The sequence below is a fragment of the Deinococcus aquaedulcis genome (assembly GCF_019693445.1).
GTDB lineage: Bacteria > Deinococcota > Deinococci > Deinococcales > Deinococcaceae > Deinococcus > Deinococcus aquaedulcis.
In genome coordinates this window covers 22,864-34,616 of the sequence record NZ_JAHRBL010000015.1, presented here as the reverse complement: position 1 = coordinate 34,616, position 11,753 = coordinate 22,864, and the positions used below count along the sequence as shown (strand labels likewise).

The 11,753-nt window shown below is 71.3% G+C and carries 11 protein-coding genes; 7 read left to right on the top strand and 4 right to left on the bottom strand.

The genetic code is table 11. From position 1 onward, the window contains the following. Positions 1-48: 48 nt before the first annotated feature. Positions 49-639 carry a TetR/AcrR family transcriptional regulator gene (locus KMW22_RS14990; protein ID WP_221090860.1) on the top strand — a complete coding sequence of 197 codons (591 nt, stop codon included), beginning with the start codon at positions 49-51 and terminating at the stop codon, positions 637-639. 158 nt (positions 640-797) lie between these two features. On the opposite strand, the gene KMW22_RS14985 is transcribed toward KMW22_RS14990, so the two are convergent. Then, the gene (locus KMW22_RS14985) at positions 798-1,232 is read right to left on the bottom strand and encodes a universal stress protein (RefSeq protein WP_221090859.1); all 435 of its coding nucleotides are present in this window, start codon (positions 1,230-1,232) and stop codon (positions 798-800) included. Positions 1,233-1,426: 194 nt separating this feature from the next. On the opposite strand from KMW22_RS14985, the gene KMW22_RS14980 reads away from it, so the two are divergent. Both KMW22_RS14980 and KMW22_RS14975 read left to right on the top strand, forming a co-directional pair. Next, complete coding sequence (locus KMW22_RS14980) at positions 1,427-3,895, top strand: putative bifunctional diguanylate cyclase/phosphodiesterase (RefSeq protein WP_221090858.1); 2,469 nt, start codon at positions 1,427-1,429, stop codon at positions 3,893-3,895. Positions 3,896-4,021: 126 nt separating this feature from the next. Continuing rightward, entirely contained in the window at positions 4,022-4,882 is an 861-nt protein-coding gene (locus tag KMW22_RS14975) for an SDR family NAD(P)-dependent oxidoreductase (protein ID WP_221090857.1), read from the top strand. Between the two features lie 85 nt (positions 4,883-4,967). On the opposite strand, the gene KMW22_RS14970 is transcribed toward KMW22_RS14975, so the two are convergent. Then, positions 4,968-5,255, bottom strand: coding sequence for a PAAR domain-containing protein (locus tag KMW22_RS14970; protein ID WP_107137390.1), 288 nt, complete (start codon positions 5,253-5,255; stop codon positions 4,968-4,970). Between the two features lie 254 nt (positions 5,256-5,509). Between KMW22_RS14970 and KMW22_RS14965 the strand changes: the two genes are divergently transcribed. Continuing rightward, on the top strand, positions 5,510-6,019 hold the full coding sequence (locus tag KMW22_RS14965) for a DUF4142 domain-containing protein (RefSeq protein WP_235693012.1): 510 nt from the start codon (positions 5,510-5,512) through the stop codon (positions 6,017-6,019). A 96-nt stretch (positions 6,020-6,115) separates the two neighbouring features. Here KMW22_RS14965 and KMW22_RS14960 read toward each other — a convergent pair whose 3' ends face one another. Together KMW22_RS14960 and KMW22_RS14955 are read right to left on the bottom strand one after the other, a co-directional pair. Continuing rightward, positions 6,116-7,006, bottom strand: a complete 891-nt coding sequence (locus KMW22_RS14960; RefSeq protein ID WP_407928452.1) for an alpha/beta fold hydrolase — start codon at positions 7,004-7,006, stop codon at positions 6,116-6,118. 4 nt (positions 7,007-7,010) lie between these two features. After that, entirely contained in the window at positions 7,011-8,273 is a 1,263-nt protein-coding gene (locus KMW22_RS14955; protein WP_221090854.1) for a polysaccharide lyase domain-containing protein, read from the bottom strand. Positions 8,274-8,505: 232 nt separating this feature from the next. On the opposite strand from KMW22_RS14955, the gene KMW22_RS14950 reads away from it, so the two are divergent. From KMW22_RS14950 to KMW22_RS14940, 3 genes are all read left to right on the top strand, one after another. Continuing rightward, entirely contained in the window at positions 8,506-9,099 is a 594-nt protein-coding gene (locus KMW22_RS14950; protein WP_221090853.1) for a TetR/AcrR family transcriptional regulator, read from the top strand. 123 nt (positions 9,100-9,222) lie between these two features. Then, the gene (locus KMW22_RS14945; protein WP_235693011.1) at positions 9,223-10,692 is read left to right on the top strand and encodes a TolC family protein; all 1,470 of its coding nucleotides are present in this window, start codon (positions 9,223-9,225) and stop codon (positions 10,690-10,692) included. Beyond that, positions 10,689-11,753, top strand: a complete 1,065-nt coding sequence (locus KMW22_RS14940) for a TolC family protein (protein WP_221090852.1) — start codon at positions 10,689-10,691, stop codon at positions 11,751-11,753. Before KMW22_RS14945 ends, KMW22_RS14940 begins: the two co-directional genes overlap by 4 nt.

The window sequence follows — 11,753 nt, the reverse complement described above, 5'->3', positions numbered from 1 at the left end:
TAACACTCTGTCAACTAACATTTTGTCAGGATGCGCTACACTTCCCCTATGCCCCCCGCCGATTCCCGCAAGCGCCTGCCTTCGGCGGACCGCCGCCAGCAGATTCTGGACACTGCCGCCGCGCTCTTTGTGCAGCGGGGCTTTGAAGCGGTGGGGATGGGCGATCTGGCCTCGGCGCTAGGCACCTCAAGGGCCACGGTGTACAGCCACTTTCCCTCGCCCGAAAGCATTCTGGACGCCCTGCTGGACGAGCGGCTGCACCAGTTGCTGGGCCGCCTGGAACCGCTGCTGGCCCACCTGCCCCGCCCGGTCCCCGGGGGCCCAGGGCTGATTGAGCCGGTCTTCGAGTTTCTGCTGGCCGAGCGCGACACCCTGGCGCTGCTGCACAGTGGCGGCGGCCCCTCGTTCCGCGCCCGGCAGACCCACTTTCTCTCGGAAGTCGCCCGGCGCCTGCCGCTGGACCCCGCCACCCCCGGCCACGGCGACGCCACGCTGCTGCTGATCGTGACCACCCTGCTGGACGCCCTGGCCTACCGCGCCATCAGCGACCCGGACCTGGACACGGCGGCGCTGGCGCGCACCCTGGGGGCCTTTGTGCGCGGCGGCGTGCTGGCGGCGGCTGGGGCGCCCAGGGGCTGAAACGAGGGCCGGGCCCTGGGCTCACAGCGGCTGCCAGTTCCACCCTGGGGCCAGAAAGCGGCCCTTCAATTCCGTGGGCGCCGCTGTCTTTTTCGGACACTCACTTCGTTCGCCTCAGGACGATGGAAGTTCTCCCTCCATCGTCCTGAGTTCCGCTCTCAGCCCCCGGCGCGCGCCAGCAGCACAGGCACGGCGGCGCGGCGCACCACCTGCTCGGCCACGCTGCCCAGCAGCAATCGCCCCAGCCCGCTGCGGCCGTGGGTGCTCATCACGATCAGGTCGGCGCCCTGGGCCTGGGCAGCTTCCAGCAGGCAGGTCGCCACCGGACTGGCGCGGCCGTCCAGCAGCAGGGTCTGGGTGCCCGCCCGGCGCGCGGCAGCGGCGCGCAGAATAGCCCGGCCTTCCTGGCGGGCCGCCTCCAGATCCTGCTCGATGTCGCGCACATACGGGCCGTCGTACCCGGTCTGAACATTGGGCACGACGTAGGCCACGGTCAGCGCGGCGCCGCAGGTGTCGGCCAGTCCGGCGGCCAGGGGCAGCGCGGCGTCGCCACAGGCGCTGCCATCGGTGCTCACGAAGAGGTGGTTGAACATGGGTCCTCCGGGACCACAGCGGTGGTCAGGGGCAGCGTGCGCCCGCCCTGTTACGGCGCCGTTACCGGGGCCCACTCCGCCCGGCCCGGGGGGAGGCGCCCAGCTGAGGTAAGGTAGAGCTCTCAACGCTTCTGTTTGCCCCGAACACCGCTCTGCCGGCCCCCACCCGCCGCCCTGGTGCCCGAGGTTCCCCCATGTCGTCTTCCCCGCCGCTTTCTCCCCGCCGTCCTCTGCCCCCGGCCCCGGGGCGCGTGACCTTTGCCCTGTGCGCGCTGCTGCTGGGGCTGCATGCCCTGTGGGTGGCCTTTCCCCAGGGTGACCCTGTGACCCGGCTGTGGATCAGCAGTCTGATCTACATTCCCACCTTCATCTTTGCGGGCCTCACCTGCCTGTGGAACGCCCGGCGCCACGGGGACGAGCGGGCGGCGTGGCGCATCCTGGGCGCGGGGCTGATCTCGTTCGGCGTGGGGCAGATGCTCTACGCCTACCTGCTGCTGGTGCGCCAGGACCCCCCGTTTCCCTCGGTGGCGGACATCGGGTTTCTGCTGGCCCTGGCGCTGTATGCCTGGGGCTTTCTGCGCTTCCGGCACCCGCCGCTGACCCGCTGGGACACCCTGCGCCTGGGCGTGGACGTGGCGATCATCATGGCCGCCGTGGGGGTGTACGCGTGGCAGTACGTGCTGTGGGGCGTGTTGCAGGCGTATGCCGGGCAACCGGTGGCCGCCGTGATCGGGCTGACCTACCCCGTGGGCGACCTGCTGCTGCTGAGCATCCTGCTGCTGATCTCGCTGCGGGGCGGCGCCCGCCCGGGGCCCCGGGAAACGCTGCTGGCGGCCGGCCTGCTGGCCCTGATCGTGGCGGATCAGGCGTTTGTCGTGCTGGGCGCGGCCGGCACCTACCAGGAAGGCTCGTGGCCGGATGTCTTCTGGGCGCTGGGGGCCACCCTGTTTGCCGCCGCGTCGTTCCGGCCGCCGCAGGAGCACGCGCTGTTTGCGCCGCTGGCGGCCCTGCACCGCGCCGCGCTGTTTCTGCCCTACGTGGCGCTGGCAGCGGCCTTTGCGCTGCTGATCGCCACGCACGGGGCGGCGGGCCCAGCGGCGCGCGGGGTGCTGTGGGGCACGCTGCTGGTCACGGCGCTGGTGGTGGTGCGGCAGGTGCTGGCCTTTGTGGACAACGCCCGCCTGACCGCCCAGCTGCGCCAGCTGTCCGGCGAGCTGGAAGGGCGGGTGCAGCGCCGCACCGCCGAACTGAACCGCGCCAACGCCGCCCTGCGCGAGCTGACCGATGACCTGGAACGCAAGGTGCGCGAACGCACCGCCGAACTGGAAGCCAGTCAGGCCCGGCTGGCCCACCAGGCGCAGCACGACGTGCTGACCGGCCTGCCCAACCGCGCGCTGTTTCAGGACCGCCTGGAACGCGGCATTGCCACCGCCGTGCGCGAGCGGCGCAAGGTGGCCGTCATGTTTATTGACCTGGACGGCTTCAAGGCGGTCAACGACACCCTGGGCCACGCGGCGGGCGACGAACTGCTGCGCGAGGTGGCTGCGCGGCTGCAAGACAGCGTGCGCCGCAACGACACCGTGGCCCGGCTGGGCGGCGACGAATTCACGGTGATGCTGCTGGGCATTCACAGCGCCCAGGACGCCGCGCTGGTGGCCGCCAAGATTCTGGACCGCCTGCGCCAGCCCATCCCCCTGGAGGGCGCCCAGGCCCACGTCACGGGCTCGGTTGGTGTCAGCCTGTACCCCGACGACGGCGCCGACGCGCTGGACCTGCAGCGCTTTGCCGACCTCGCCATGTACCGCGCCAAGCAGGGCGGCAAGAACAACGTGACCTTCTACGCCCCAGAAATGAACGCGGCGGGCACAGCCCGCTCCAGCATGGAGGTGGGGCTGCGCGGCGCCCTGGAACGCGGCGAGCTGCAGGTGGTGTACCAGCCGCTGCACGACCTGGCTGGGCAGGTGCGCGGCGCCGAGGCCCTGCTGCGCTGGCACAGCGCCGCGCTGGGCCATGTCTCGCCCGCCACCTTCATTCCGGTGGCCGAGGACACGGGCCTGATCATTCCCATCGGCACCTTCGTGCTGAACGAGGCCTGCCGCCAGCTGGCCGCGTGGCGCGAGGCCGGGCGGCCCATAGAGCGCATCAGCGTGAATGTCTCGCCCGCGCAGTTTGTCCGGGACGACTTTGTGGATGTGGTGCGCCGGGCGCTGCAGAGCTGGCGCCTGCAGGGCCGCGACCTGGAACTGGAACTCACCGAACGCACGATCATCCGCGATGTAGAGGGCGTGTCGCGCCGCATGGCCGAACTGCGCGCCATGGGCGTGCGCCTGAGCATTGACGATTTCGGCACCGGCAACTCGGCCCTGAACTACCTGATGACCCTGCCGGTGACCACCCTGAAGGTGGACCGCACCTTCGTGCAGGCGCTGGAGGACTCGCCGGGGGCCTACCGAATCGTGCAGGCCATCGTGGCGCTGGGGCACGCCCTGGGGCTGGACGTGGTGGCCGAAGGCGTGGAAACCCCCGCCCAGCTGCTGCAGGTGCGTGACCTGGGCGTGGAGCGCACCCAGGGCTTTCTGCTGGGTCGCCCCGGCCCCCCCGAGGACCTGAACTGGCAGGGCGCCCCCGAGAGCCCGCTGGATGAAGAGCCGACGCAAAGATAAAAGAAGCGCCTGACCAAGACAGCCGTGCGGGCGCCATGGCCGAGCCGCCGCTTGGCCGCAGGATGGCGCGGGCTGCCCCCAGGAAGGCGGCCTCCTCCCGCGCTGGCCCAGGGACTATGCTGGCGCATGACACCAGCACTGCACGGCAAAGTGGCCCTGGTCACCGGGGCGTCGCGGGGGATTGGCCGGGGCATTGCCCTGGGGCTGGGCGAGCAGGGCGCCACCGTGTACCTGACGGGCCGCACCGGATCGGGCCGCTCGGGGCACATGCCGTTCCTGGCGGGCAGCCTGGAAGACACCGCCCGCGACCTCACCGCGCTGGGGGGCACCGCTGTTCCGCTGGTGTGCGACCACACCGACGACGCCCAGACCCGGGGGGTGATTGAGCGCATTCGCCACGACCACGGGCAGTTGGATGTGCTGGTGAACAACGTCTGGGGCGGTTACGAGGGCCTGCACATCTGGGATGAACGCGGGCAGGCCTGGAACGCGCCCTTCTGGGAACAGCCCACCGCCGTCTGGGACGACATGTTTGGGGCCGGGGTGCGGGCCCACTATGTCACCAGCCAGCTGGCCGCCCCGCTGCTGATCAAGGCGCGGGGCCTGCTGGTAGGCATCTCATTTTTTGCGGCGCAGCGCCACCGGAACACCGAGGGTATTCCCTACTTTCTGGCCAAGAATGCCACCGACCAGATGGCCCTGGCCATGGCCAACCACCTGCGGCCCCACGGGGTTACCAGCGTCAGCCTGTACCCGGGGCTGGTGCGCACTGAAGGCGTGCTGCTGGCCCCGGAAGGCTCGTTTGACCTCTCGAATTCCGAGTCGCCGCACTTTATTGGGCGCGCCGTGGCGGCCCTGGCCAGTGACCCGGAGGTGTTCCGCAGGACTGGGCAGGTGCTGGTGGCGGCAGAACTTGGTCAGGAGTACGGCTTCACCGACATTGACGGTAAGCAGCCCACGTCGCTGCGGGCCGATTGGGCCGAGTAGCGTCGCCTGACTGCCGGGCGCAAAGCACGGCGTGCGAAGCGGGGTGCCCAACTGCTGAGGCAACGGTGTCCGGCTAGGAACTCCGTCAGCCGCCGATGTTCACGGTCGGCGCGCCCGCCACGATCACGCCGCCGTGGGCCGTCATGTCGCCCAGGCGCGCGGCGGGCTTTTTGTTGATGAACACGGTGGCGCTGCCCCGGGCAATGGTGTCGGGCGGGCCAGAGCACACGCACATGTCGCCCACGCGGGCGGCCGGCATGCGGCCAATCATGACCGTGGGGCTGCCCATGTTGACTGGCCCGCCCACGTGGGGCGATTTGCCGTCGTACAGGGGGCAGGTGTGGTTGTCACCAACGCGCGCGGCAGGGGGCATGGAGGCAGTGTACCCCGCTACCTGAGGGCTGCCCAGCCGGGTTGTGGCTGAAGCGACGCGGCCCCGCCCTCTGCCCCCAATAAGGCTTTGCGCAGGGCCTTTATAGTCCACCCTTGAAACAGCTTCAGGGCCATTCATGGGACCCGGCGGGTCTGGGCCGTCGCCCTGCACCACACTTGCCCCTGAGCGGTACATGCCAGAAGGACTGCGCCCCGTGCGCGGCCTGGGAGGTTGTGATGCGAACGAAAGCCCCGATGATTCTTCTGCCCGCCCTGCTTGCGGCCTGCGCGCCGGCCATGATGACGCCGCCCAACGCCAGCACCGTGGACGGCCTGTTTCTGCAGGCGATGACCGGCAGCAACCTGTTTGAAATCCAGTCGTCGCAGGTGGCCCTGTCCAAGAGCAACACCGCCGCCGTGCGGACCTACGCCCAGATGCTCATTAACCACCACACCGCCGCCCAGAATCAGGTGAGCACCCTGGCCGCCGCGCGGGGCGTGCCGCTGCCCACGGCCCTGCCCCCTGAACTGCAGCTGAAGGTTTCGGCGCTCTCCGGGCTGAATGCCGCCGCGTTTGACGCCGCGTACCTGCAGGAACAGGTGGTGGCCCACCAGATGACCCTCAGCCTGATTCAGAACGAGCGCACGGCCGGCAAGGACGCCGAAGTGGTGGCGATGGCGAACGCCCAGGCGCCCATCATTCAGCAGCATCTGGATCAGGCCCAGGCGCTGCTGCGCTCACCCGCCAGCCCTTCGCAGCCCTGAGCGAATCTGTGACATGGGAAAGAGGCCCCCAGTGACCGGGGGCCTCTTCTTTTTGGGGCAGCACGGCGCCGCGCTACCCAGGCAAGGCCATTCCCCTCAGCTCCTCTGCCCCGCTTCCTCTGCCAGGAAATCGGCGATCAGGTTGTTCACCCGCAGCGGTTCGTCGCGCATCAGCCAGTGGCTGGCGTGGGGAAAATGCACCACGCGCACCCCGGGCACCCAGCGCTCCAGGCCGTCGGCCAGTTCGGGCAGCAGGGCCACGTCCCGGTCCCCCCACAGCACCAGCGTGGGCGCGCGCACCTGCAGTGAGCCGGTGTGGCCGCGCCCGGCCAGACGCAACGCCCGGTAGTAATTGATCATGGCGGTCGCCGCGCCCGGCTGGTGCCACGCCTGCCGGTACAGTTCGCGGTCCCGGTCGGTGTAGGCGGCCGGGTTGACGCCCTGCAGCGCCCACTGACCAAAGCGGTCCAACAGGCGCTCGGGCAGCCAGGGCAGCTGAAAGAGGAAGATGTACCACGACCGCCGCCACTGCGCGGGCTTGCGCATCACCCGGCGGGCAGCCCCTGGGTGCGGCGCGTTCAGAATCACCAGCCTGCGCACCACCTCCGGCTGGCGGATGGCCAGCGCCCAGGCGATGATGCCGCCCCAGTCGTGGCCCACCACATGCGCCCGCTCGTAGCCCAGGGCGCGGATCAGGCCGGCCACGTCCTGCTGCAGGGTGTGCAGCGCGTAGGCCTCCACGCCAGCCGGCTTCTCGCTGAGGTTGTAGCCCCGCAGGTCCGGCACGATCACCCGGAAGCCCGCGCGGGCCAGTGGGCCCATCTGCCGCTCCCAGGCGCGCCAGAACTCGGGGAACCCGTGCAGCAACACGGCGGGCGGGCCGTCCACAGGGCCCGCCGCCACGTAATGCAGCCGCACGTCCCCGGCCACGATGTGGTGGTGGGCCAGGCCCGCCTCTTCGGCCTGTTCGGTCTGCTGGGTCGCCACAGGCCTAGAAGGTGGCGGTGGGGCGGGTGAAGGGGGCGATGCGGTCGGTGCTGTCCAGCTGGCCGCCGTCGATGCTGGCGACCGGGCGGCCATCGTCGCGCCAGAAGGTGTTGCGCCGCTCTGACACGGGGGCGTCGGCCCAGAAGGCGAAGGTCTTGGTGCTCAGGCCGCTGGAGGTCTGCCGCTCCCAGATTTTGTTGTCCTCGGCCACCAGAATCTGCGCCGAGCAGCCGTCCGAGCAGGTGATGCCCAGGTCCGCCAGGTACGAGGTGTTGCGCCGCACCGAGGTGCCAGGGTTGGCACCCCAGCTGCTGCGCGCGCCGCGCAGTGTCACGAAAGCGCCGCCCGTCTGCACCGGCATATACACATTGTCCTCAATGCGGTTGTTGCGGCTGGGCAGGTCCGGCGTGCCGCCCAGCTCCACAAAGGCCACGTCCTCGTGGGTTTCGTTGTGGTGCACCCAGTTGTTGCTGGACTGGTAAATCTCGACGCTGGCGCCGTCGCGCCCGTAGTCCTCGCTGCAGGCCGAGTGGCCGGTGAAGCGGTTCGACGCGATCTCGTTGTTGCTGCTGTTCACCAGCACGCCCCAGGCGCCGGAATCGTCGTCGCCGCCGGGCGTGTTCCTCTCCATCACCGAGTTGTTGAAAAAGCTGCTGTTCAGCACCCTGTGAGAGCCCAGGGTGCCGTCGCCGCGCACCAGCATCACGCCCGTCATGTAGCCGCGCGCCGAGACGCGGTTGAGGGTGTTGCGGGTACCCCAGACCTCCCAGCCCACCAGCCAGCCCACCGGCTGCGCGGTGCAGCGCACGCCGCCCCCGGCTGCGGGCAGCGGATCGGCCACCAGGGCAATATCCTGAAACACCAGCCACGAGCCCCGGATCTGCACCGTGGAATTCTGGCCGCTCTGGCGAATGACTGGCGCCGCCCCCGTGCCGTAGGCCCCGAAGGTGATGGGCGCCGTGCTGGTGCCCGAGCGGCTGACCTGCAGGGCCACGGAACTGGTGGCTGGGAAGGTGCAGCCCCGCTGCAGCAGCACCTGATCGCCCGGGTTCAGGTTCGGGGCCAGGCGGTTGATGTCCTCCAGGGTGCGGGGCCCGCTGGTGGCGGTACACGAGACCCGGTAGACCTGCGCGGCCTGGGGGCTCAGGCGCGGCTGGTCGGCCGCCGGAGACGGGTTCTGGCCGCAGGCGCTGAGGGCCAGCAGGGCGGCGCCAAGCAGGGTGACGGCGGGTGTTCGAGCAGGGCTGAAGCGGTGAGGGACGCTCATGCGGCCCACCCTAAATGAATGAGGGTCAGCATGGAAACAGGATTGAGCCCCAGGGTCAGGGCAGACGCGAGAAAACGGTGCTCCAGAGGCCAGAGAACCTCGTTTGACGGCTGGGTTGAGGGTTTCTTTAGCGACGCTGGCCCTTGCCTTTTGCGGCCTGCCTTCCCACCTCCCCCCTTCTTTGTGCACTCTCCGACAGACGGGCGGCGAGTAACTGAGTCATAACTCAGTTATGGCACGCCCCCGGCAGATTACCGATGAACAGATTGTGGCGGCGGCGCAGGAGGTTTTTCTGGAACAGGGTTTTGCGGCCACCACCGCCGCGATTGCCCGCCGCGCGGGCGTGTCCGAGGGCACCCTCTTCAACCGCTTTCCCACCAAGGAGGACCTCTTCTCGGCCGCCATTGGCCTCACCGATTACGGCCAGTGGCGCGCGGCGCTCCTGTCGGCGGTGGGCCAGGGCGAGGTGCGGCGCAACCTGGAACGCGCCACCCTGAGCATGTTGCGCGAAGCCGAAGCCCTGGTGCCCCGCCTGAGCGTGGTGTTCTCGCGCGGCCATGACCCCAGCCACAACCCCATGCTGGCGCGCCTGGACGACCCCATGCGCGCCGACGCCCAGGCCATCACAGGCTACCTGCAGGGCGAGGTGGCCCTGGGCCGCGTGCGCCCGCTGGACGCCGAGGTCACGGCCCTGACGGTGGTGGGCGCCCTGACGCATTTCATTCACCAGGAGCAGGTGATGCCGCCCCCTGGGCGCACCCCTGTCGACGCCGGACGCTTCGTACGTGGCCTGCTGGATGTGCTGTGGCCGGGCCTCGCCCCCTGAGCTTTGCCCATAACTGAGTCCTGACTCGAATACGACGAAGGGGGGATGACGCCCGCCGTTTCCCGCCGCCACGCTAGAGCCGCTCCCGCTTTCCCGCCCCTCTTCCTTGCCCCCGAGGTGTTCATGCCTGTTCCCTCTCCACATTCCCAGGCGCCGCTGCTGGCCCTGTGCGCCGCGCTGCTGCTTTCTGGCGCCCAGGCGCAGAGCGCGCCGCCACCGCCGCCCACGTCTCCCCCAGCTACCACGGCCCCAGCCACCACGGCCCCGGCGGGCCTGAACCTGCCCGACCTGCTGCTGGCCCTGCGCGCCTCGCCAGGCTGGCGGGGCGCCGACCTGAATTACCAGGCGGCGGTCCTGGCCCTGCAGAGCGCCCGCACCCGCGCCGGCCTGAGCGTGACCGCCGAGGCCGACAGTTCGCTGAGCCGCGTGCCCTGGGACGGCGGCGAGTGGAAGGGGGCAGCCACCGTCACCCTGAGCGCCAGCGTGGCCGTGCTGCCCTGGTCGCCCGCGCTGGCCGCCGTGCGCAGCGCCGAGCGGGCCCTGATTGCTGCCGCCCTGGACCTGCGCGCCGCGCGGGCGGCCCAGACGGCGGCGCTGTTTCAGGCGCTGGGTGGCCTGCGCCGCGCCCAGGCCGGGCTGGAAGCGGCCCAGGCCGGGCGCGCCCTGGCCGAGCGCCTGCTGACGGTCACCGAAGCCCAGCGCGCAGGTGGCCTGGCGACGGAGGCCGGGGTGCTGGAGCGCCGCACGGCCCTGGAATCAGCGGTGGCCGGGCAGGACACGGCCGCCCGCGCGGTGACCCAGGCGGCCCAGGCCCTAACCCGGCTGCTGGGCACGCCGGTGGCTGTCGCCCCCACCGTGCTGACCGCCCCGCTGCCCGACCTGACCCCGGCCGGCGACCTGGACACCCTGCTGGCCCGCGCCCTGCGCCAGCGCCCCGAGGTCGCCCGTGCCCAGGCGGCGCTGGCCGATGCCCAGGCTGGACTCTCGGCGGCGCGGCTGGATGCCCGGCTGCCCGACGTGACCGCCAGCGTGCGGGCCGGGCAGTTGGCCGACGCCCAGGGCAATCCCGGGCGGACCGTGGGGGCCAGCCTGAACCTGAAAGCCGGGGTGCTGGGTGTGCAGGCCAGCGTGCCGCTGCGCGACACCGGCGCGGCGGTCAGTGGCGTGGCCCTGTCGCTCAATGCCTCGCTGCCCCTCCTGGGCCGCCCCCAGGACGCTGCTCTGGCCCAGGCCGAACTGGGCACGGCACAGGCTGAACTGGGCCTTGCCAGTGCCCGGCAGGCCGCCGAACTGGACGTGCGCACCCGCTTCAGTGCCCTGGACGACGAACGCGCGGGCCTGCAGGCGGCGCGTACCCGCGTACAGGCTGCCGAACTGGGCGTGCAGAACGCCCGCGCCCGGCTGCAGGCGGGCCTGGGCACCGCGCTGGAACAGACCCAGGCCGACCTGACCCTGCTGCAGGCCCGGCAGGCGCTGCAGGCCGCCCAGGACAGTGTGGCCCTGGCGGGCCTCGCGCTGGCGCAGGCCACTGCCGACCTTGATCCCTTGCTGCCCACCCTTCCCGCCCCCCTGCCCACCGGAGGCCAACCATGACCCGTTCCCCCCTGCCCGCCCTGCGCCTGCTGCTGCCCCTCCTGCTGACCCTGGGCGGCGCCCACGCCCAGAACGCCACAGTCCAGGGCGCCACGTCCCTCACGCTGCCCTCGGCGGTGGCGCGCGCGCTGGCGCAGGGCGTGGACGTGACCAGCGCCCGCGCCAGCCTGCAAAAAGCCCAGGCCAACCTGCGTGCGGTGCGCGCCGACCCCACCAGCCTGATCACCACCCTCACCCAGGCCGAGCAGGAGGTGGCGGCCCAGGCCGCCGCGCTGGACGCCGCCAAGCTGGGCGCGGCGCAGGCGGCCATCAGCGGGTACCTGTCCGCCTACGAGGGCGCCGCGCGGGTCACGCTGGCTGGCGCACAGGTGGGCCTCAGCGAACGCAACCTGAAGATTGCCCAGGCCCGCCTTGCGGCGCGCACGGCCACCGCGCTGGACGTCAGCCGCGCGCAGAACGCCCTGAACAGTGACCGCCAGGACCTCGCCAGCGCCCGGGCCAGCTTGCCAGTGCTGGAGGCCGGGCTGGCCCGCACCCTGAACCTGCAGGGCGACCTGAAGCTGAGTGCGCCGCCCGCCGCCCCCAAGCTGAGCGTGACGCTCGCCGCGTTGCAGGCGGGCCTGGAAAAACGCCTGCCCAGTCTGGTGCAGGCGGCCAACGGCGCGGCCCTGGCGGCGCTGCAGGTGCGCCTCTCGGACAACGATTACACGCCGGCCCGCACCCTGGACGACGCCCGGGTGGCGGCCCAGAACGCCCAGCGCACCCTGGACGACGCCCTGCGCGCCGCCCAGACCGGCGTGCGCGACGCCTACCGCGCCGCCCAGGACGCCCAGGAGCGCGTGACCCTGGCGCGCGAGGCCCTGCAGAATGCCCGCACCGCCCTGACCCAGGCGCAGGCCCGCCTGAAGGCCGGCACCGCCGCCGCCGTGGAGGTGCAGCAGGCGCAGCTGCAGGTCTCGCAGGCCGAATTCAGCCTGACCCAGGCGCAGGGCGGCGTGTGGCGGGCCCTGGCGGGGCTGGGCACGGCCAGCGGCGTGGACGTGACCGGGCTGGTGAACTGA